General features: G+C 45.3%; 21 protein-coding genes. 11 read left to right on the plus strand and 10 right to left on the minus strand.

The features are described 5' to 3' along the window. Positions 1–103 precede the first annotated feature (103 nt). Positions 104–1,555: an MBL fold metallo-hydrolase RNA specificity domain-containing protein gene (locus IZU26_RS08785; RefSeq protein ID WP_433278374.1), complete on the plus strand. Its 1,452-nt coding sequence runs from the start codon at positions 104–106 to the stop codon at positions 1,553–1,555. 24 nt (positions 1,556–1,579) lie between these two features. Here the strand turns inward: IZU26_RS08785 and IZU26_RS08790 are convergent, their stop codons facing one another. Beyond that, a complete protein-coding gene (locus IZU26_RS08790; RefSeq protein ID WP_433278376.1) occupies positions 1,580–2,293 on the minus strand; it encodes an IMP cyclohydrolase in 714 nt (237 codons plus the stop codon). 1 nt (position 2,294) lies between these two features. After that, entirely contained in the window at positions 2,295–3,689 is a 1,395-nt protein-coding gene (locus tag IZU26_RS08795; RefSeq protein ID WP_433278379.1) for an ATP-dependent 6-phosphofructokinase, read from the minus strand. A 127-nt stretch (positions 3,690–3,816) separates the two neighbouring features. Here IZU26_RS08795 and IZU26_RS08800 point away from each other — a divergent pair, with 127 nt between their 5' ends. From IZU26_RS08800 to IZU26_RS08840, 9 genes are all read left to right on the plus strand, one after another. Continuing rightward, complete coding sequence (locus tag IZU26_RS08800; RefSeq protein WP_433278381.1) at positions 3,817–4,422, plus strand: LemA family protein; 606 nt, start codon at positions 3,817–3,819, stop codon at positions 4,420–4,422. 28 nt (positions 4,423–4,450) lie between these two features. Next, entirely contained in the window at positions 4,451–5,155 is a 705-nt protein-coding gene (locus tag IZU26_RS08805; RefSeq protein WP_433278383.1) for a TPM domain-containing protein, read from the plus strand. Further along, entirely contained in the window at positions 5,146–5,973 is an 828-nt protein-coding gene (locus tag IZU26_RS08810; RefSeq protein ID WP_433278385.1) for a TPM domain-containing protein, read from the plus strand. The genes IZU26_RS08805 and IZU26_RS08810 overlap by 10 nt, the downstream gene beginning before the upstream one ends. Before the next feature lie 124 nt (positions 5,974–6,097). After that, entirely contained in the window at positions 6,098–6,937 is an 840-nt protein-coding gene (locus IZU26_RS08815; protein WP_433278386.1) for a hypothetical protein, read from the plus strand. A gap of 77 nt (positions 6,938–7,014) precedes the next feature. Then, positions 7,015–7,461: a hypothetical protein gene (locus tag IZU26_RS08820; RefSeq protein ID WP_433278388.1), complete on the plus strand. Its 447-nt coding sequence runs from the start codon at positions 7,015–7,017 to the stop codon at positions 7,459–7,461. 380 nt (positions 7,462–7,841) lie between these two features. After that, positions 7,842–8,792, plus strand: coding sequence for an ABC transporter ATP-binding protein (locus tag IZU26_RS08825; RefSeq protein WP_433278390.1), 951 nt, complete (start codon positions 7,842–7,844; stop codon positions 8,790–8,792). After that, entirely contained in the window at positions 8,789–9,520 is a 732-nt protein-coding gene (locus IZU26_RS08830; protein ID WP_433278392.1) for an ABC transporter permease subunit, read from the plus strand. Before IZU26_RS08825 ends, IZU26_RS08830 begins: the two co-directional genes overlap by 4 nt. Positions 9,521–9,522: 2 nt before the next feature. Then, positions 9,523–11,583: a GldG family protein gene (locus IZU26_RS08835; RefSeq protein WP_433278394.1), complete on the plus strand. Its 2,061-nt coding sequence runs from the start codon at positions 9,523–9,525 to the stop codon at positions 11,581–11,583. Next, complete coding sequence (locus tag IZU26_RS08840) at positions 11,580–12,485, plus strand: DUF4340 domain-containing protein (RefSeq protein WP_433278397.1); 906 nt, start codon at positions 11,580–11,582, stop codon at positions 12,483–12,485. Before IZU26_RS08835 ends, IZU26_RS08840 begins: the two co-directional genes overlap by 4 nt. A 98-nt stretch (positions 12,486–12,583) precedes the next feature. Here IZU26_RS08840 and IZU26_RS08845 read toward each other — a convergent pair whose 3' ends face one another. The 8 genes from IZU26_RS08845 to IZU26_RS08880 all read right to left on the minus strand — a co-directional run bounded on the left by IZU26_RS08845 (position 12,584) and on the right by IZU26_RS08880 (position 20,209). Beyond that, on the minus strand, positions 12,584–13,228 hold the full coding sequence (locus IZU26_RS08845; protein ID WP_433278398.1) for a cysteine hydrolase family protein: 645 nt from the start codon (positions 13,226–13,228) through the stop codon (positions 12,584–12,586). A 29-nt stretch (positions 13,229–13,257) separates the two neighbouring features. Then, positions 13,258–14,586 (minus strand): TRAP transporter large permease, encoded by a 1,329-nt coding sequence (locus IZU26_RS08850; RefSeq protein ID WP_433278400.1) that lies wholly within the window; start codon positions 14,584–14,586, stop codon positions 13,258–13,260. 28 nt (positions 14,587–14,614) lie between these two features. Continuing rightward, complete coding sequence (locus tag IZU26_RS08855) at positions 14,615–15,097, minus strand: TRAP transporter small permease subunit (RefSeq protein ID WP_432898604.1); 483 nt, start codon at positions 15,095–15,097, stop codon at positions 14,615–14,617. Between the two features lie 163 nt (positions 15,098–15,260). Beyond that, a complete protein-coding gene (locus IZU26_RS08860; RefSeq protein WP_432898601.1) occupies positions 15,261–16,373 on the minus strand; it encodes a C4-dicarboxylate TRAP transporter substrate-binding protein in 1,113 nt (370 codons plus the stop codon). 270 nt (positions 16,374–16,643) lie between these two features. Beyond that, positions 16,644–17,300 (minus strand): GntR family transcriptional regulator, encoded by a 657-nt coding sequence (locus IZU26_RS08865; RefSeq protein ID WP_433278402.1) that lies wholly within the window; start codon positions 17,298–17,300, stop codon positions 16,644–16,646. Positions 17,301–17,523: 223 nt separating this feature from the next. Further along, positions 17,524–18,141 (minus strand): class II aldolase/adducin family protein, encoded by a 618-nt coding sequence (locus IZU26_RS08870; RefSeq protein WP_433006228.1) that lies wholly within the window; start codon positions 18,139–18,141, stop codon positions 17,524–17,526. Continuing rightward, on the minus strand, positions 18,138–19,385 hold the full coding sequence (locus IZU26_RS08875; protein ID WP_433278404.1) for a Tm-1-like ATP-binding domain-containing protein: 1,248 nt from the start codon (positions 19,383–19,385) through the stop codon (positions 18,138–18,140). The genes IZU26_RS08870 and IZU26_RS08875 overlap by 4 nt, the downstream gene beginning before the upstream one ends. Positions 19,386–19,402: 17 nt before the next feature. After that, on the minus strand, positions 19,403–20,209 hold the full coding sequence (locus IZU26_RS08880; RefSeq protein WP_433278406.1) for an N-acyl homoserine lactonase family protein: 807 nt from the start codon (positions 20,207–20,209) through the stop codon (positions 19,403–19,405). A gap of 191 nt (positions 20,210–20,400) precedes the next feature. Here IZU26_RS08880 and IZU26_RS08885 point away from each other — a divergent pair, with 191 nt between their 5' ends. Beyond that, positions 20,401–20,748 (plus strand): ArsR/SmtB family transcription factor, encoded by a 348-nt coding sequence (locus tag IZU26_RS08885; RefSeq protein ID WP_433278408.1) that lies wholly within the window; start codon positions 20,401–20,403, stop codon positions 20,746–20,748. The last annotated feature ends 41 nt before the right edge of the window (positions 20,749–20,789 follow it).

The following is a 20,789-nucleotide window of genomic DNA, read 5'->3' on the forward strand; positions in this document are numbered from 1 at the left end:
AAAAAGGGAAATACTTTTATCGCATACTCTCATTGCGTGTCGTATTCGTTTACTTGAGCAATGCGGTAAATTGCAATAGTATACGTATGCAAGGAGTTGTACGATGGGGATCAAGCTGTATTCGCTCGGAGCGGCCGAAGAAGTAACCGGTTCGAAACACATATTTGAAATCGACGGGCGTACATTTATGGTGGACTGCGGCGCGTTTCAGGGCAAGCGGAAAACGTCCGACGAAAAAAACCGCAATTTTACGATCGCAGCGGATAAAGTCGAAGCGGTGATTTTGACGCACGGACACCTCGACCACTGCGGACAGCTTCCCGTACTCGTGCGAAAGGGATTTACCGGCAATATCTATGCGACGCCGGCAACTCGCGACATAGCGAACATCGTCATGATGGACAGCGCGCGCATCCAGGCGAAAGACGCCGAATTTTTAAAAAAGAAAGCCGATAGGCGCGGCGAAAGATTTACGTGGCAGCCGCTGTTTTCGGAACGCGACTGCATCGCAACCGCGAATCAAATCGTCTCGCTTTCGTACAACCGAAAAATGTACATCGCGCCCGACGTCGAGCTCGAATTTTTCGATGCGGGGCACATCCTCGGTTCGGCGTTTGCAAGCGTTACGATAAAAGGCTTGCACGGAAAAATCAACGCGCCGCATCCGGGACACGCTGGCGAAAACGAAACGCGCATTTTGTATACCGGCGATTTGGGAAGACGCAACCAGCCGATCATCCGCGATCCCGAAACGAAGGTGCCCGCGCCCGACTACATCTATATCGAAAGCACATACGGCAACCGCAAGCACGCCGAAAAAGAGTTCGCTATGCACGAACTCGAACGCGTCGTCAACGAAGCGGTTCGCCGCGGCGGAAAAATCATCATCCCCTCGTTTGCGATCGAACGCGCGCAGGAATTGGTGTTTTACCTGCACTTGCTCGTCGATGCAAAAAAAATACCGAACATCCCGATCTACGTCGATTCTCCGATGGCGACGAACGCAACGAGCGTGTTCAAAGTGCATCCCGAATGTTACGACGAAGAGACGAACGAAGCGTTTTTAAAACATCACAAAAATCCCTTCGGCTTCAGCTCGCTCACCTTTACGGCGAGCGTCGACGAATCCAAAGCGCTCAACAAAAAAGACGGCCCCATGATCATCATCAGCGCGGACGGTATGTGCGAAGCCGGGCGCGTACTCCATCACCTCGCAAACAATATCGGCGACGAACGCAATATCATTCTCGCGGTCGGTTATATGGCGGAAAACACGCTCGGACGCAGAATCCTCGACGGCGACAAAGAAGTGAAGATAATGAACGACTTTTATGAGGTGCGTGCGTCCGTCGAACAGATAGACGCGTTCAGCGCTCACGCCGATTATACGGAAATCACGGCGTGGCTCAACGCTGTCGACACGAGCCGCCTCAAACAGATCTTTATGGTGCACGGCGAAAAAGACGCTCAGGCGTTTTTCAAAGGCTACCTCGCCGAACACGGCTACCCGAACGTGACAATCGTAAAATACGGCGAAAGCTACGAAATCGAATAACGCGGATATGCCGGACTCGGCCGATTAAGCGTTTTTATTGACGATGCGCGTTTCGCATTCGCTGGTTTCTATTTTTATAAAACGTGTAAAGAGCGACACTTTATTGTCCTCATTGAGGCTTTCCCATATTCGATTCGTAAAGACGTCGATATCGCCGCGGATGACGACGGGCATGGGTTCTCCTTCAAAGCTCGGAAGCGGATTTCCGTTCCCGCGGTACGTGTGTATAAAGCGTCCGACGCCGTCCTGCGGATTGTCGTATGCGAATGTAAAGCGGCACGCACTTTCAGGATTTCCGTTGTCACTTTTGAGGATCGAAAGCGCGTAGTCGCAGAATCCGTTTTCGACGTGCAACAGGCCGGAAATGCGCGGCGTGTAGTTCGGCTCGTCCGGTTCGAATGTGCGGGAGCGGAGCGCCTGTTCGAATGTCAGCCCATTTGACAAGCCTTCGTACAGCGTATCGGTTTGGTCTCCGTTCGTAACGATCGTATTTTGACCGAGCACGCGCACCGGAGCGTAAATTATTAAACTCGGATCTTCCATTTTAGAAGCGTCGAAAGCTTCGGTACGGATCCCCTCACCGTCGGAAACGAAAATGCGGTTCCTGCTGTTTTCGCTTCTGCCCATAATAAAATACGCGGCAACTGCGGCAGAGCCGTCTTCGGATTTTCCGAGTACGATGCCGCGGCCGGGATATTCGTTTTGTTTTAACGTTTCGGAGAGGGAAAACGGTTTCATGTTATTTTTCGCTCGGTTTTTTTCTGCTGTCGCAGGCGGCCTTTGCCGTACGCTCGCGTGCGGATTCCATATTGTTTACCATGAGGATCGGCTGATCGGTCGCTTCGAGCGCATCGCGCCACAGCGCGCCTTCGGTGTCGACGACGTTGCGATGGCGCGTCACTTCGCTTATGGGAATGTGGACGAATTTATCGTGCACGAGACCGACGACCATCTTCGTTTTGCCGGCCATCGCCGCGTGGACGGCGTTGTTGCCGAGGCGCTCGCAGTAGATGGAATCGTTCGCCGTCGTAACGGCCGCTCGGATTTGATAACCCGGATCGATGTATTTTAGATTGATATGAAAGTGCTTGTTTTTAAAATACTTCGTGATTTCGTCGCGAAGGTATACGCCGATATCCGCAAGTTTGATATTGCCTGAAGCGTCCGTTTCGTTCGTCTTTGTGAGCAGTTCCTGTCCCGCACCTTCTGCAACGATAACGACGGCGTGGTGACGCTCTTTTAAGCGCTGTTCGAGGTACGAAAGGAATCCGTTCGGTCCGTCCATATCGAACGGAACTTCGGGTATGAGACAGAAATTCGCTTCGTGGCACGCGAGCGCCGTTTCGGCAGCGATAAATCCCGATTCCCGCCCCATGAGTTTTACCAAGCCGATGCCGTTGATCTGCGAATGCGCTTCCATGTGGATCGACGCGACGGCTTCCTTTGCCTGCTGCACCGCCGTTTCAAAACCGAACGACCGGTCGATAAACAAAAGATCGTTGTCGACCGTTTTCGGAATACCGATGACCGCGACCTTTAATCCGCGCCGTTCTATTTCGTTTGCGATATCGAGCGCGCCGCGCTGCGTTCCGTCGCCGCCGATGATAAACATCATGCTTATGCCGAGCTTTTCGATACAGTCGACTACGTCCGAAACGCGGTCGCCGCCGCCTCTGCTCGTACCGAGTACGGAACCGCCGATTTTATGAATCTCGTCGACTTTATCGGGTGTCAGCTCGATCGTTTCGAATCCCTGATCGGGAAAAAAACCTTTGAAGCCGTATTGAAAACCGAGTATGCGGCGCACGCCGTAACGGTAGTACAAACTGCGCACGATCGCTCTGATAACATCGTTGAGACCGGGGCAGAGTCCGCCGCACGTGCAGATGCCCGCCTTTACGTGATTCGGATCGAAATAGATATATTGACGAGGACCCGCTTTTTGCATGAGGTTTGCCGATGTCTGATCGTCTTCTTCGCCGCCGTGAAATACGTTTACACGGTAACGCACGAACGAATCGTCTTTGACATAGTTTGCACGGAAATCTCCAATGACATTGGAAAGCTGGATCGGAGAAGAGATTTTACACTGTCCGAGCGTTTCAATCGTAAAATCATATTTTTCATCTGCCATATTTTACGCCTCTTATTGTTTTATATTATAGATAATAGCTTTTTTTTTCAATATGGCGTATAGATTTCTGCAGCGAAAAAGCGGTATAGTATAAACGCATATACATTATTTTTACAGAGGAATGATCATGGCAAAATTATCAAAGGGACTGACGGCGCTCATCGCAGCCGCGGCAATCGTTTTTTTGTTCGCATCGCGCGGATGCGGCGTTTACAACAATATGGTGACGATGGACGAGAGCGTCACGAGCCGATGGGCGGAAGTGCAAAATCAATATCAGCGCAGGTATGATTTGATTCCGAATCTCGTTTCGACCGTCAAAGGATACGCGAGTCACGAAAGCGACGTACTCACGCAGGTTGCGGAAGCGAGGTCGCGCGCCGGCGGTGTCGTCAATGTCGACGAATCGATTTTAACGAATCCGGAAGCCTTTGCGCGTTACCAGCAAATTCAAAGCAGCCTTTCCGGAAGTTTGCAGCGGCTTTTGGCCGTCGCGGAAAATTATCCCGAACTCAAAGCGAACACCAATTTTCTCGCACTGCAGGATCAGCTCGAAGGAACCGAAAACCGCATCGCCGTCGCGCGACAGCGTTATAACGAAGCGGCGCAAGAGTTCAACTCGTATATCAGAAGGCTTCCGAACAATTTTATCGCGTCCTTCGGCAGATTTGCCGCAAAGCAATATTTCAGCGCGGACAGTGAAGCACAGTCGGCTCCGAAAGTGCAGTTTTAAAAGCCGCCGCAGGCATAGTGAATGATATATGAAAACTCAGACAATGCACAAAAGGCTCAAGCTCTCGAACACCGAATTCGATAGAATCGCGGAAGCGGTTGCAAAAGCCGAATCGAAGACGACAGGTGAAATCAAAATCGTACTCGCGCCGGAAAGCGCGCACTATGCGTTTTGGGAACTGCTTGCCGCCGTATGCACTTCAGCCGTCGTCTTTGCTTTTCTCTTGCCCTTTGCCGGAAAAATAACCGATACGTACGGTCTCTTTGCGTGGACGGAGCGGACGTGGATGCTGCCGGGCTTGTACGGTTTTGTGTGCTTTGTAAGCATAGCCGCGGCATTCAGACTTTTTAATATACCTGCGCTCGACCGCATCGTTGTGCCGAAAAGCGTTCGGATTGCAAGCGTTACGCGGCGTGCATTCCGACTCTTCGTCGAATGCGGCGTTTACGATACGGCCGAGCATTCGGGCATTTTGATTTTCATTTCGTATTTGGAACGACAAGTACGCATCGTCGCCGACTCGGGCATTTCAAAAAAAATATCGCACGACCTGTGGCGCATCATTTCGGATGAACTCGCGGCGGAGATAAAATCCGGAAATGCGGCAGACGCTTTTATCGGCGCGATCGAAAAATGCGGAGAACTCCTCGCCGAACACTTTCCCGCACATGAAGAAAACCCGAACGAACTCGCGGACGGCCTTATCGTACTGGAGGACGCGGAATGGTATTGAATCGAACTGAGGCCGGAACATTTCGGATTTCGAAAAGCGCGCCGTCATCTTCGTTGATAAAATTTTTCCGTGTGACGGCGCTGCTCTGTCCGCTTTTGCTGATCGCGGCTTTTCCGCTTTCGGCGCTCGACGTTCCCCCGCTCACCGAGCGCGTCGTCGACAATGCGAATCTCTTAAACGCTTCGGAAACGGAAGCGCTTACATCTCTCCTCGAATCGCTCGAAGAGGCGACAGGCGCGCAAATCGCGGTTTTGACCGTCGCAACGCTTGCAGGCGATTCGCTCGAATCGTTCGGCATCAGAGTCGCCGATACATGGAAACTCGGACAAAAAGACGAAGACAACGGCGCGATCCTCATCGTTGCGCTTGCCGAACGAAAAATACGCATCGAAGTCGGCTACGGTCTCGAAGACAAACTCACCGATATGAAATGCGGCCTTATCATACGGAACGTTATCGCGCCGCATTTTCAAAACGGCGACTACGGTGAAGGCATTACCGCTGGCGTAAAAAATATGGTCGGAATCGTTGCAGACGACGCCGACCTCGTTTCAAAGCGCGTCACAAACGAAGCCGTCCCCACAGACGTCATTCCCATCGTCGCGTTTATCGTCTTTTTTCTCATCAATGTGCTGTTCGCGATGATAAGCGCCCGTCACAACAGGCGATATCCTTCAAGCAGGATATACCGATCGGCATTCGGAAACGATTTTTTTTCGTCGAGTTCAGGCGGAGGCTTTTCAAGCGGCGGTTCTTCCGGAGGCTTTTCGGGCGGGGGCGGCGGCTTCGGCGGAGGCGGCGCTTCCGGCGGCTGGTAAAGTCTGCGCGAATGAGATCGGCGGATTGCGGCAGGTACGGAGAAAAGCGGTTAGTCGGATACGCGCTGCCGATTCGCGGTTTACTATAATGTCAAGGCACCGCCTTCGGTGCAAGGAGAAAAAAATGAAAAAAATTATTTCGATTTTATGCTCGCTGGTCGGATTAATAATTATTAACTCTTGCGCTTCAACGCCCGTGTTGGATCACGGTTATTATTCGGACGGTGCCGTACAGGGATCGACAGCGAAAATTACGGTAGATAAAAATCTTGAAATCACCGGAATCGATACATCAAGCGGCATAGCGGCATTCGGTGTTAAAGGGTGGTCGAAAAAATCAAAGCCCGGCCAAATACAGGAATTTGCGATTAACGAAGGCGTACATTCCATCAGTGTGAGATTTAACAGCGGAAACCTCTTTACAAGTTTTTCAAAAGTGCTGATAGCAAAATTTGAAGCGCATAAAGAATATAAAATCATATACAATATAAATAAAAATAATGTCGTATATGATATTATCGATGTACAAACAGCCGAGTCGGTTTTGCTTGATATGAACTCTCTGCAAGGAAAAACGAAAAATATTATTTCACAGTTTATAAATGCAGTGTTAAATCCGACTATGGAAGGAACCGATAAAACGGTTATCGAAGAAAATGATGAGTATATATTAACATCTTTACCTCACATGAAATATGAATTGCAAGATAAAAAATCAAATACAACGCAAAAAGGTTTTAGAGGATTTGTAACGGATTTTACCTTCAAAAAAGGCACCGTCTATCTTTATGAAACAAATACGATTTCATCAAAAGAGGAATTTTTAAAAATCGATTATAAAGCCGATTCAAAAATTATCCTTGAAGTAACGGATTGCGATTCAAAAACGGTCACGTATACGTATGTAAAACCCGAATACATGGCAGGCAAAACGGTAACATTCAAAATAAGCGTAAAAGATTAGAAACGGTACGCCCGAAGCCGGCACGGCAGTTCGGCTGCAGGGCAGGCGGACGATTCCGTGAATCGGCGGAAAGAAAAATGAATTTTATAATCGAAACGAAAAAATCAAAAGATGAGATTCTTCAAATCATACGAAACAACACTTATATAACAACTTCCATATTTGATTTTTCGAAAGGTGATAAATATTTTGCAGGAAAAGTATCTGAAAATTCATTTAAAATTTTCAGGCATATACATTACAAAAATTCATTTTTGCCTTTGATAATCGGAACTATTGAAGAAAATGATTACGGTTCAACAATAAAAATAAAAATGCGGATGGCGACTTTCGTAACGTTTTTTTCATCTGTTTGGTTTGGAGGAGTAATCGCCGCATGTCTGATATTTCCTTTTGCCGGCTTTCCTATGCCGTCCGCTTTAATCCCTTATCTAATGCTTGTTTTCGGGATTTTGATTGTCGTAATTCCGAATAAAATCGAAACCAGAAAAACAAAAGAAAAATTAGAAGAACTTTTAAAGTAAAAAATCACGGAATAAAAATTGATGTCTCCAACCGATGAAGAAACACGGTCGATACATCATTAAAATTGAACGGTATCGTTCGAATTAGTGCAAAGGATTAAATAACATAATCTTTTTATTTATTACCGTTTAATCGGTATCTTCAATGATACAAAATACCTCATAAAAAATACGGTTCCGTACCTTCCTGTGCGGCACTTCCGGATTTTCCCGTAACCTGCGCTTGTCATAATTTTTTTTAATGGATATAGTACAAACTGTTTTTAAAATACGCCGACGCGCTTTCTGCGAAATACGCGTACGACTGATTTTTTTTCGGATGCCAAAACTTTGCTTGAAGCTTCGCTGCTAGTACCTGCAAAAGTTTTTATGGAGGATATATGATAGAAGTTTCGCACTTGTCCCGAAATTACGGGACATTCCGTGCGGTAAACGATGTAAGCTTTTCGATCCCGACGGGGCAAATCGTCGGTCTGCTCGGCCCGAACGGCGCGGGCAAAACGACGACGATGCGCATGATCACCGGTTTTTTAAAACCGTCCGGAGGTACGATTTCGATCGACGGTACGAACATCGAAGATGCAAGCGTCGCATCGAAACGAAAGATCGGCTATATGCCCGAAGCCGCGCCTCTCTACGGCGATATGATTGTCGAAGATTACCTGCGCTATATCGCGGACATGCAGGGCGAAAATGCCGATGAAAAAATTCCCCGCCTGTGCGAAGAGTGCGGCCTCAAAGAAGTGATGGATAAAAATATCTCCGAGCTTTCGCGCGGCTACAGGCAGCGTGTCGGGCTCGCGCACGCGCTCATGCACGATCCTGAAATATTGATTTTGGACGAACCGACGAGCGGACTCGATCCGAATCAAATCGGCGAAGTGCGAAACTTGATCCGCGAAATCGGAAAGACGCGCACGGTTATCGTTTCGACGCACATACTCGGCGAAGTGGAAACGCTGTGCAGCCGCGTCATCATCATCGCAAACGGCAAACTCGTCGCCGACAGTCCGACCGATGAACTGCGCGAACGCTACGGCCATAAAGCCGCTCTCAAGCTCACCGCAGGCGGATGCTCGGAAGCCGATATCACGACCGAACTCAAAGCGATTGCCGGAGTCGAAAACGTTTCGGCGACAAACGGAGAAGCCGTAAACGGAGATGCGAATGCGTTTTCGCTCCTCGTTTCGGTTTCGGAAACGGCCGAAGTCCGGCCCGCCCTTTTCAAAGCGATCGCGGCGAAGGGCGGCTGGCTGTACGAGCTTGCGATGCAGCGGAACAGTCTTGAAGACGTGTTCCACGAACTCACTACAGCGGAGGCGCAAAAATGACCGACACGATTAACAAAAAACATTCTCCCGCCGTCGTTATCATGAAACGGGAACTCGCCGCGTACTTTACGAGTCCCGTCGCGTACATCGTCACGGCGCTCTTTCTCGTCATCACGGGCATCACCTTTTTCGTCTTTTTCTTTTTTCAGGACAGAGCGGAACTGAGAAATTATTTTTCGCTCCTTCCGATTTTGCTTTCGTTTTTTATTCCGGCGCTGACGATGCGGCTGTTTGCCGAAGAAAGACGGAGCGGCTCGATCGAAACGCTTATGACGCTCCCCGTCACCGAAAACGATGTCGCCGCAGGCAAATGGCTCGCAGCGTTTTTAAGCGCGGCCGCAATGATCGCTCCGACACTGCTGTACGTCATTCCGCTTTTCATATTCGGCTCTCCCGATATGGGGCCCGTCATCGGAGGGTTTTTAGGCGCCTTCTTTTTGTGCGCGGCGTTTTCGGCGATCGGCGTATTCGCGTCGGCGATTACGAAAAATCAAATCATCGCGTTTTTTGCGGCCTTTATCATCTGCATTTCGCTGACGCTGATCGATTCGTTTTTGATTTTCCTGCCCGCCCGAATCGTCGCCGCATTGTCGTATATTTCCGCGTCGTCGCATTTTTCATCGATCGCACGCGGCATCATCGACACGCGCGACCTCTTGTACTTCGCTTCGCTCACCGTATTTTTCTTTTACCTTACGGTGATCGTTCAGCAAAATGAAAGGAAGTAAAAATGAAAAAAATCATCAACTGGTTTCGCTCCTCTTCGAGCGATTTTGCGCTCCTCGTCGTTTTATTAATTCTCGCGAACCTCGTCGGACGCAGAGCGTTTTTGCGTTTCGATTTGACGCGGCCGAAATCCTATTCGCTGTCGGAAGCGAGCAGACAGCTCGTCAAAACGCTTGACGAACCGCTGTCGGTTCGCGCGTTTTTCAGCGGTAATTTGCCCGCCCCGTACAGCACGACCGCGCAGTACGTGCGCGACATCCTCGTCGAATACAAGGGAGCGGCAAACCGCAACTTTTCCTATTCGATCGTCGATATGAGCAAAGCGGAAAATGAAACGCTCGCGCAACAGTACGGCTTGCAGCAAGTCCAGATCCAACAGGTCGCGAACAACGAAGTCGGCTTCAAGCAGGCATATATGGGGCTCGTCATCTCCTACGCGGACGCGGTCGAAACGCTCGACGGCGTTACATCGTCCGACGGATTCGAATACAAGCTTACGACGAAGATCGGCAAAATGATTTCGGCGGCGAACGTGCTTTCGGGCCTTCCGAAAGACGACCGCATCAAACTGACGCTCTACGTAACCGACGCGCTCAAACAGTTCGACATACGAGGATTCGACGACATCGAAAAGACAGTACGCGACGCCTATGAAAGCGTCAACAAGCAAAGTATGGGCAGAATCGATTATGAAAAAATAAATCCGTCCGCATCCGATTTGAACACGCTGCAGTCGCGTTTCGGCATTCCGCTCATCAATTGGACGGCGGAAAACGGATCGACGGGCTCGGGTGCGATCGGTCTCGTGCTGGAACACGGAGACGCGTTCCGTCTCATCCCGCTTTCGATGCAGCGCTCGCTCCTCGGCTATGTCATCGCGGGGCTGGGCGAACTCGAACAATCGCTTTCGGACAGCCTTCAGAGCCTGCTTTTAAAAGCGACGAAAATCGGTTACGTAACGGGGCACGGAGAAACACCCCTCTATTCGCAGGCGGGAACTTCACCGCTCATATCGCTTACAAGCGATATGTACGAGCTTGATGAAATCGATCTTTCGAAAGACGCGATTCCCGCAAACGTCGCTTCGATCATCATCAACGGATCGAAAACGGAATTCTCCGACGAAGAGCTGTACAAAATCGATCAGTTTATCATGCGCGGCGGCAACGCGCTCTTTTTCGTCGACCCCTTCGATTCGCAGTCGGCAGGCTATTATCAGGCGCCGTCCTTTGCGCCGCTTTCGACGAATCTTAATAAATTATTCGACGCGTACGGCATCAAGCCGGAAACGAATTACGTGCTCGACGAAAATTGCTACAAACCGCGTCAGCAAAATTACGGAAACGTATCCTTGTGGTGGGCGCCGGTTATCCCCGCCGAACAGCTTGCAAAAAAGAACGTGATCACCGACAACCTCTCAAGGATCCTTTTTTTGCAAACGTCCGCAATCGACACGAGCGGCGCCGAAAGCAACGCCGATGTCAAAGTGACAAAGCTCGTGCAGTCGTCTCCGAAATCGTGGCTGCTTTCGGACAATATCCAGCTGAACCCGATGATGCAGCCGCCATACGACAAGTCGGTCGAAAAAGCGGAAACGCTTGCAGCGCTCGCCGAAGGAAAATTCAAAAGCGCTTTCGATTCCGATCCCGCCGCAGCCGCAGAAGGAGCGCTTACGGAAAAAGCGCACTTGTCGGAAAACGTGCAGAGCGGAAAAATCTTCGTCGCGGGAACATCGGAAATCACCGGTCCTCAACTCATCGAAGAAAACAGTTCGGAGCCGGTCGCGCTTTTTACGCGCAACGTCATCGACTATATGAACGGCAACGGTGATTTTTGTGCAATGCGCACAAAGGGGCTTTCGCTCAATACGCTGCATAACGCCGGGAGTCCGCTCGCATTTGCCGTACAGTACTTCAACGAATTCGGACTTGCGGTCATCGTCGTCATCGCGGGATTTATAATGTGGCGCATGCGCAACAAACGCCGAGAACGCATCCGCGCAAAATACAATCCGAACGATGCGCGCATCATCGATACGAAATCGAAGGAAGGTGATACAAAATGAGTAAACGAAAAATAATGCTTTTGACTGCATGCGTGCTTTTGCTCGGCGTATATATCGCGCAAATCGCCTCTTCTCTGCGAAGCTCGGTAAAAAATAAAACGCTCGGCGCGGATCCCGATAAGCTTACAATCGAAAACGCGAGCGCCGTAATCGAACTTGCAAAATCGGATGACGGCTGGACGGTCGGAGAGAGGCGATACAAGGCGGATACGAATACCGTCGATGCACTTGTCAATGCGGTAAAAAACATACGCGTTCTCGACACCGTTGCCCAAGCCGGAAGCGATGCGGTCGACGAACGCTATGAAATCGACAAGGCGAATGCGATCGTCGTAAACGCATATAAGGGAAGCGATCTCGTGCGCACGCTCACGGTAGGAAAAGCGTCGTCGACGGGTTCGCAGTCATACGTTACGCTCGACGGCAAAAAAGATATCTACCTCGTATCGGGAACGCTCCGCGACACGTTTAAAAAAGACGCCGACGCCCTGCGCAGCAAATCGGTGTACTCCGTCGATTCGAGCGAGCTTACCGCCGTTTCCGAAAGCATGGGGAGCACGGTATTGGCGATTGCAAAATCGGGCGATCCCGCTTCGTGGGCTGCAACCGGCGGCGCTGCAAGCGTCGATGCGGAAAAGGCTTCGAATTGGGCGGCGTCGCTTGCAACACTGAATGCGGACTCGTGGCTCGACGACGGTTTTGTGCTTCCGTCGGCAAGCGAATCGATCACCGTCATCACGGCCGGCGGCAAAGCGATTACCGTAAGCGTCTATAAAGAAGGTGCCGGCGACGATGCGAAATACTACGGCACGTGCAGCGAAACGCCGTACAAATTTGCTCTCTCTCTCTACTCCGCGGGAAAATACCTTAAAACTGCAGCAGATATAAGCGCAAAGCAGTAAAAGTAGTAATAGAAAATATGCGTACACCTATGTGTATATAATAACTCTGTGTGCAAAAAGTACATAGATGTACGCATAGCAAACACCGTCCATGCTTCTCACACCAAAGTCATTAAAAACTCTTTGTGATCTAATACTTTGCCTATTTTGGGGAATATCCACTTTTCACAAAAATTCTGTTCTTCTTGAGTATCGGTTGCGGTACAATCGCTTATAACTATAACACGATATCCTTTATCGTAAGCGGAACGGGCGGAAGATTCCACACACCAATCAGTATGAAATCCCGTAAAGGCTACATACTCAATTTCATTAGCTCTAAGATAATAATCTAATGCTGTAGAATGAAATGCATCCAATGTCTTTTTACCTTCGACAATCACATCGCCCTTTTTAGGAGTCAGTTCTTTTATAATCTCCGGCCCGGGTGTTCCGCGCAACCACGCGCCTGTACCCCAGTCGGCTTTCATATTTATTTCCAGACCACGAAGTCCTTCATACGCCGGACCACCTTTTTTGAGTTCCGGGAAACCATCGTCAAAAGGATGGAATGGACAATAAAAGATCTTAGCAACTTTCCCTCTCGCATGGTCAAGCAGATACTGAAGATTCGCTATAACATTACGTTCCTTAAGTTGCTCTTTAATATAAGCATACATGGTTCCACCCGGAGACAAAAAATCATTCTGCGGTTCGATTAATACGATTGCGGTTTTTTCTTTCGGAATCTTTAATTCATTCATACAAATATCCTCCTAATATAAATTATTGATTACATATGGTTAGGCAAATAAGTTACAACGATCGGAAAAAATATGCAGATTAAATCTACAATGACAATCGCGATCAAAAACCATAAAGATCCGGCAAAAATATCATTAACAGTAACATCTTCGTTTCCTTTGATCCCATGCAAGGACGATTTGACGGTAAACACATTCATCCCAAAAGGAGGAGTAATCATGCCTGTTTCAATAGCAATGATCATTACAAGACCGAACCATACCATATCGTATCCCATATCGCGAACAATCGGGCACATAAGCGGTGTTGTCAAAAGCAGTATGGATGTAGAATCGAGAATACATCCTAATACCATAAGAATCAGTATGAAAATAAGGATAATTCCAATGGATGGAACATTGATTCCGTTTACAAAGGAATTAAGTGTATTTATAATTCCACACATCGACAAAGTCTTGGAATAAGTCGAAGCGGAAATAAGAAGAATCAACACGCTTCCAGAAGTGGAACCGGCTGCCAATAAAGTTTCCCATATCTCCACCGGTTTAAATCCTTTTTTGAATAAAACAATTAAAAGAGAACCAAACGCTCCTACACCACCGGCTTCTGTAGGAGTAAAGAATCCTCCCCAAATACCGCCGAGGGTGATGATGATCAATACAACAATCGGCCACGGTTTAAAAACGATTTTCCAAAAATTTTTCTTCTCTTCTTCCGTAAGTTCTTCAACTTCAGGAATATATTGCGGTTTTATTTTTCCGACAAGCATGATTACAATAATAAATGCAATCGTCATTATTATTCCCGGCATGATAGCCGCTACGAACAATTTACCGATCGAAACATCTGCTTGTGAGCCGTACACTATCATAAGCAAGCTTGGCGGAATAAGCATTCCCAAAATTGCGGAACCTGCTATAGTTCCTAATGCAAATTTTTTATTATAGTTCAATCGGAGCATCTGCGGTAATGCAATCTTTGTAAAAATAGCGGCAGAAGCAACGGTCACTCCGGTTATAGCTGCGAAAATAGCATTTGCAATAACCGTCGCTATCCCGACACCACCGCGGACTTTTTTTAAGAGTAATGAAGTGGAATCATATAAATCTTTACTTGTACCGGAAAGATTTGCAAACATACCCATCAAGACAAAGAGAGGGATAACACCAAACATGTATTGCCTGACTGCACCCCAAGCAGATTGCGCCAAAACATTCATAGCAACCTTAAATCTTCCAGTAAAAAGAAATACAGTCACTACACTTGTAAACATAAGAGAGGTGCTTAAATGTATTCCACAAAAAATTAAAGTTAATAAAAGTACTACAGAAAAAATTGCAATAAACAAGGGACTCATTTACTTACTCCTCCTTAAAGCAAGACATTTATACATCGGATCCGGCAGGAGAACACAAAATTAATTCATATACAATACTGAAGACTTGATTTATAAACTCAATGATCATGAAAATGGAACCGAAAATTATAGCCGATCTTCCAGGAATCGTTGTAATACGCGTAGAACCTGCAATTTCAGCTTCATTGATCTTAAGTGCATTTAAGAAGCCGGGAAAACTCGCGTGTATAATGCAAATATAAACAAATATACCTAAGATTGCGGCGATAAGATTAATAATCCGCTTACCCGTATAACCGACTTTATCATACAAAATTGTTGTTCTGACATGTGCCTTTCTTATGGAGACATAAGGAATCTCTAAAAAACATATAATAATTATAATGCTGCTGACAACCTCGGCTATGCCGACGAGCGGTTTATTCAAAAGAATACGGCAAAGAACATCTACGGTTATCAGTACCATAATAAAACCAATGGATATGGAGGCAATTCCATCCATCCATGTCATAAAGGTTCTGCTCCCTTTAATTATTTTTTTTAAGATGCGAGACATATACGCCTTCCTTACGATAAAGGACTTTTACAAAGAAATACAGCTTAAAAGCATCGCCGATATCTTCAAAATTGCATAGACGCTTCTCGTAAAATCTGATCCAGCGATGCTTCTAAAATTAACCTTTAGTATTCCATTTTCGAACGCGTTTTACCCCTCTCTCTTCAAGAAGCTGATAATACCGTTCCACAATCTCCGAACCTTTAAATCCTCCGGTATTCAATCTTTTTACCAATTGATTTACTATATCAGGTAATGAAGCAGCCCACTTTTCCTGTTCTTCCCTGCTCAGATCTATCACGGTTCCCTTAAGGTTTTTTATTGTCTTCAGATCCTGTTCATGTATTTTATTGATATAGTTAGCTTCGTAATCAAGGTAACCGGCGCCGACTTCGGTCAGTATCTTCCGTATTTCTACAGGCAGCTTATCCCAAGTCTGTTTATTTACCGTAATCGAATTGAACGGAACAACGTTGAAATTCGCATCAAGATAATACGGCGCAACTTCGTAAACTTTAAGATTTATACATGAATGTGTCGGTTGAATAGTAGCCTGACACACATTAGTTTGAAGATTCTGATAGGTATCGTTCAAAGAAGTCTGTACACCGGCAGCCCCGGATCCCTCTATCCAAGCAAGATTTATGCCTGCAGCCCCAATCTTCATACCGGCAAGATCTGTCAGGGACTTTACTTGTTTTGTAGAAAAGAAACCATAAGGGTCAGAAACGCCTATACCTAAAAAATGTTGATTGTATTGTTTTTCATAAACATCAGTAAATTCAGGATATTCGGCATACATTACTTTAATAATATCCGCAACAATCAAAGGGTCAGAGCACGAAAACGGCATACTATATACCATGTCGACAAGGGGCAGACGGGAAGCCTCAAAAACGAGTATCGTACAACCGATATCTACCAATCCGTCCTGAACACCCTGTAATTCATTTCCCAAAGAGATAACAGAGCCGCCATAGTTTTTTACCCAATTGATCTCATAAGCGGTTTCTTTACTTACACGTTCCGAAACATTCTTTACAAAATAATCTTCAAGGGCAGTTATCCAAGGGTTCGATTCCGAATGTCCGGAACCTATTCTGAGCGTTATTTTTTGTTTTTTACTTCCCCCGGAAAATCCCGATCCTAAAGATTCTGTCTGGCCGTTTGCAAGCAGAGCGGCACAACATAAAACAACTGTACAGAAAACTGCTATCGCTTTTTTCATCATGACATTCTCCTTGCTGGTTTATTTTTCCAGATTATGAATACTGGATTTTGGATACATTACTTAGTATATAGTAAAGCCAATCTGCCAACTTGTCAAGAAAATTTTATCATTCTATCGATTGTTTTAATGACCTCCAAAATCAGTAATACTAATCACAAAGGTAAAATATTTTTGACACGTTGTATATACCTTTAAGAATCTCTAAAACCGCAGTTTTTAAAGGCATATCACAGGAAAACATTGCTGTTATAAAAATATATTGTGTATTCGTTATTTGAGAAATAGTGAATTTTCTATACTGCGTACTACATCTTCATAATGCTCGGCAACTGCAATTTTCGCTCTTGCTGCATCTCTTTTGATAAGATGTTCTACAATTTTACCGTGCATTTTCATAGTATCGAGCGGCTTACCGAGCAAAGAGAAATAGAGCGATTTGAAGCTGCTACACTTATTCCAAAGACCTTCCAGTATTTCCATCGTTACGCTGGTACAACCGGAAAGTTCGCATATCTTTTTATGAAATCGAAAATCCAAAAGCATATATTCATTTGCTACAGGCGGTATCTTTCCCATCTGTTTGTTGATTTTATTGATATTGTCCAGTTCCTTATCCGATGCCAATTTACAAGTGTTTTCTACACAATACTGTTCTATGAGCGTACGGATTTTATATATCTCAACAAGCTGCTCTTTTGACGGCTGGAAAACAACGGCACCATAACGAGGACGATTGACCACGAGACCTTCCGATTCCAACCTTTTAAAAGCATCTCTAACCGGTGTCCTGCTGACACCTAAATTCTGTGTAAGATCTTCTTGCACCAGCCTTTCACCGGCTTTCAAATCGCCATTGATGATGGCATTCTTTATCCACAGATATACGGATTCGGATACGGTAGTATAATTAATTTTTATTTGTTCCATAATATCTAACCTTAATTTCAGAATAATACATATTTAAATAAAAAGAAAGCTGTATATCACATATTTAGATTATCGAAATACGGAAATGAAAAATTTAAAAAGCATTACAAAACATAAAGCAAAGCGGTTATAATTCCAATATTTTTGTTTTACACATAACAGAGAATAGACGGGGATACAATGATGATTTTCCAACTAAAATTATTATAAAAAAGTACCCATATTAGATACTTTTTTTTACCGGGTCCTTATTTATGCTAGAATGCGCAAGTATTGCTATTTGTGCCGTTTCCTCAACAAGCTCAGCTAAATATGACGCCTCCCGTATAGTTCGCCCTACCGTGACTTGCCCGTGCGCACGTAATATAAAAGCTTTCATTTTCGGTTCTTGATGAAAGGTACGTACGATCATAGGAAAATATTCTTCTGGTACTGCATAAGAATGCGTATCAAAAACCGGACAAAAACCTAATTTCAATTTAGCATGATGTGTCGCAAATTCCAAATCGTCATGGTATGCCGCCCAAGCTGTTGCATAAGGGGAATGACAATGCATAATCGCACCTATATCATGGAGCGAATAATACATCGCTCCATGCAAAAGGCTTTCTTTCGAAGGTTTTATATTTCCCTCAATTACGTGCCCCTTAAAATCGGCAATAACAAGATTGGAAATAGTAATTTCATCAAAAGCAACATCTGTACCCTTTATTATCATCAGATCGCTATCCGGTATTCTAATGCTTATATTACCGCCATTGCTCATCTCATAGCGAAGTGCATACATCTTTTTTGCAGCTAAAACAATAGAATCAGTAAGTTCTTTATATCGATCTATCATCTTTTAGATCCTTTGTATTGATCTAATAGTTCCAACATTTCCCGTGCACATATAGTACTGAATTCGTCATCATCAAAATTAAGTTCAAAAGCTTTAAATATTATTGAGGGCTTAAGATTATCTTTGAAAATTTTACACATCTTTTTTATCGTCGCCGGTTTATAAAAGAATTCACCTACGCGGCTCATAGTTCGAAGCCCTCCAAGCGGAAGAATAACCCGTACCGGTCCCTTTGCCCTATTAAGCCTTTCAACAATAATCTGTGTAATATCAAGAATTTCATTCTCCCAAAGCCGAGTATGGGTGAGATAATCTTTGGTATGCCAGACATATCCGCGATCTTCTTGATCCGGGAAAAAATCTTCTTTGCTCAGACAAGCAAAATCAATACCGCCGGGGCATACCAAAATAGGAATACCCATTTCTGAAGCAGCGCACAGGCGATTATCGGCTCCCTTACTATATCCTCTACCGCCAAGATATTCGGCAGTCATTTCGTGAAGACATAAGTCCATAACAGCCGTAATGACTCCCTGTCGTATAAGAGATTCCATCACTTTACCGCCTATACCGGTCGAATGGAAACTTATTACATGCCGTCCATTTGCTGTAAGAACATCGGCAGCTTTCATTACCGTATCATTTGTAATCCCCATTAAAGTTGTCCCAATCAGTTGCCGGCCGTGTGTATCGATTTTATGAAGTCCATATTTTACCATACCGACCACAGCGGCAACCGCATTCGTTAGAATAACTTCACTGATAGGATTTATTCCGGCAAAATCCACAATCGACGGTAATACGGCAATATCTTTATCTCCCACTACAGTATCAAATGTCCTCGCTCCACACGCTATGGTAGAACATATTACCTTAGGAAATCCTATCGGAAGTACCCTAAAGGCGGCCGAACATATAACTGTATTCTGGAGTCCTCCCATGCCTATAATTCCGTCAATTTTTCCTTTTTTGTAAAGCTCTTGTACCATGAGTGAGGCATAAGATGCCATTATCTGTATGGCGACTCCTTTTTCAAGCTGACAAAATTCATCCCATGATGATCCTGCATTTATTATTATCTCGTTACGAGAAATGTCGGGAATAAGTTCAACTACAGGAGGATTAACTCCTGTACTTATGTCTATAAGCAGCGTCTTACACCCAAATTCTTTTATTTTCTGATGCACAAATACCGTTTCGTGATATTTAGTATCTAAGCAGGCAATAACGGCAATTACAGACACAATTTTACTCCTTGATTTTATTTTAGTCCGATAATAGGTTCGTTTTTCACTCTTTCCAGCATCGTCCGATCATGACAAATAAGAATTTTATCCATGCTTTCTGCCCGATTCTTTATTATTTCAATACTTTTCCATGTTTCGACGATATTTGCGAACCTATTAGGCGGAGTAATATCATAATGAATCTCGGGTATGGCTTTAAGATTGTCCATAATAAATACGGCATCTCCACAGATAAGATATTTTCCATTTTCGGTGTCAACTTCAATTCCCTGATGCCCTACAGAATGTCCCGGCGTTTCAAATACACGAATTCCTGGTATTATTTCTTGTTCGCCTTCAACAAGTTCCATTTTTATTCCGGTAAATGGTGCTGTAATCCCAAGCTGCGGTGCTTCATAAGATTTGTAATACAGCGGAATAGGATTTATGGCAAATTCGTATTCCTTATGATGGACAAAAAATCTTGCGTTTGTAAACTGTTCCATATAAAAACAGTGGTCCCAATGCAAATGCGTAAATATAACTATATTTATATCTGTGGGCGCATAATTTAGTTTTTTCAATTGTTCAATTATTGACATTCCCTTCGGTTGATATGAACCGGGGTGATGATACTCATTTGCGCGTTTTGTGTCTGACATTCCAGTATCTACAAGAATAAGTTTATCGCCATCAGAGAGAAGATATGCAAATACTGGGAATTCCTCTAACTTATCTGAAGCGTTCGGATAATATTTTACCGTAGAATGATGATATAAATACAATTTTGGAACCATAGTTACAAAACCCGTATTGATCGGCCTGATTTTAAAAGTATTCATATAAAATCCTCTTTATTGGATACAGTATCCAGTATATAATTTATTATAAATAACAAAATAGAATTTGTCAAGAAATCATATCCAAACCGTCGTGACTATTTTTTTACTTGACAAACAGCATTTTTACTGCTAATATATGAACAGTTGTTCATTTGTTTTATAATAAAACAAATCGCGTATGGAGAATCGGCGTGACGAAAAAAAAGATCGAAGGCGGACAAAGCGACAAGCGCTTTCAGGATATTTTAAACAAACTGCCGGAGGAAGACGAACTGTTCGATTTGGCGGAGCTGTTTAAGATTTTCGGAGACTCGACGCGCGTAAAGATTTTGTTCGTACTGCTCGAATCGGATATGGCGGTAAACGACATCGCAAGCGTTCTCAAAATGACGCAATCGGCGATAAGCCATCAGCTGCGCATTTTAAAAACGAACGGGCTCGTAAAATATACGCGAAACGGAAAATCGCTTATCTATTCCCTTGCCGACGCCCACGTAACGACGATTTTAAGCCAAGGCATCGAACACATAAGCGAATAAAATTTATTATTAGGAGGAGCGAAAGAAGCACGGCTGAAATT

Origin of the sequence: Treponema sp. SP13 (genome assembly GCF_050938355.1) — a bacterium.
Classification (GTDB): domain Bacteria; phylum Spirochaetota; class Spirochaetia; order Treponematales; family Treponemataceae; genus Treponema_D; species Treponema_D socranskii.

What these genes read in the sequence shown, in the direction of transcription:
- IZU26_RS08825 (WP_433278390.1), top strand. Translation starts at nt 7,842, where the DNA reads ATGATAGAAGTTTCGCACTTGTCCCGAAATTACGGGACATTCCGTGCG.
- IZU26_RS08835 (WP_433278394.1), top strand. Translation starts at nt 9,523, where the DNA reads ATGAAAAAAATCATCAACTGGTTTCGCTCCTCTTCGAGCGATTTTGCG.
- IZU26_RS08815 (WP_433278386.1), top strand. Translation starts at nt 6,098, where the DNA reads ATGAAAAAAATTATTTCGATTTTATGCTCGCTGGTCGGATTAATAATT.
- IZU26_RS08795 (WP_433278379.1), bottom strand. Translation starts at nt 3,689, where the DNA reads ATGGCAGATGAAAAATATGATTTTACGATTGAAACGCTCGGACAGTGT.
- IZU26_RS08860 (WP_432898601.1), bottom strand. Translation starts at nt 16,373, where the DNA reads ATGATGAAAAAAGCGATAGCAGTTTTCTGTACAGTTGTTTTATGTTGT.
- IZU26_RS08830 (WP_433278392.1), top strand. Translation starts at nt 8,789, where the DNA reads ATGACCGACACGATTAACAAAAAACATTCTCCCGCCGTCGTTATCATG.
- IZU26_RS08845 (WP_433278398.1), bottom strand. Translation starts at nt 13,228, where the DNA reads ATGAATGAATTAAAGATTCCGAAAGAAAAAACCGCAATCGTATTAATC.
- IZU26_RS08870 (WP_433006228.1), bottom strand. Translation starts at nt 18,141, where the DNA reads ATGATAGATCGATATAAAGAACTTACTGATTCTATTGTTTTAGCTGCA.
- IZU26_RS08820 (WP_433278388.1), top strand. Translation starts at nt 7,015, where the DNA reads ATGAATTTTATAATCGAAACGAAAAAATCAAAAGATGAGATTCTTCAA.
- IZU26_RS08800 (WP_433278381.1), top strand. Translation starts at nt 3,817, where the DNA reads ATGGCAAAATTATCAAAGGGACTGACGGCGCTCATCGCAGCCGCGGCA.
- IZU26_RS08805 (WP_433278383.1), top strand. Translation starts at nt 4,451, where the DNA reads ATGAAAACTCAGACAATGCACAAAAGGCTCAAGCTCTCGAACACCGAA.
- IZU26_RS08790 (WP_433278376.1), bottom strand. Translation starts at nt 2,293, where the DNA reads ATGAAACCGTTTTCCCTCTCCGAAACGTTAAAACAAAACGAATATCCC.
- IZU26_RS08840 (WP_433278397.1), top strand. Translation starts at nt 11,580, where the DNA reads ATGAGTAAACGAAAAATAATGCTTTTGACTGCATGCGTGCTTTTGCTC.
- IZU26_RS08850 (WP_433278400.1), bottom strand. Translation starts at nt 14,586, where the DNA reads ATGAGTCCCTTGTTTATTGCAATTTTTTCTGTAGTACTTTTATTAACT.
- IZU26_RS08865 (WP_433278402.1), bottom strand. Translation starts at nt 17,300, where the DNA reads ATGGAACAAATAAAAATTAATTATACTACCGTATCCGAATCCGTATAT.
- IZU26_RS08880 (WP_433278406.1), bottom strand. Translation starts at nt 20,209, where the DNA reads ATGAATACTTTTAAAATCAGGCCGATCAATACGGGTTTTGTAACTATG.
- IZU26_RS08810 (WP_433278385.1), top strand. Translation starts at nt 5,146, where the DNA reads ATGGTATTGAATCGAACTGAGGCCGGAACATTTCGGATTTCGAAAAGC.
- IZU26_RS08785 (WP_433278374.1), top strand. Translation starts at nt 104, where the DNA reads ATGGGGATCAAGCTGTATTCGCTCGGAGCGGCCGAAGAAGTAACCGGT.
- IZU26_RS08855 (WP_432898604.1), bottom strand. Translation starts at nt 15,097, where the DNA reads ATGACATGGATGGATGGAATTGCCTCCATATCCATTGGTTTTATTATG.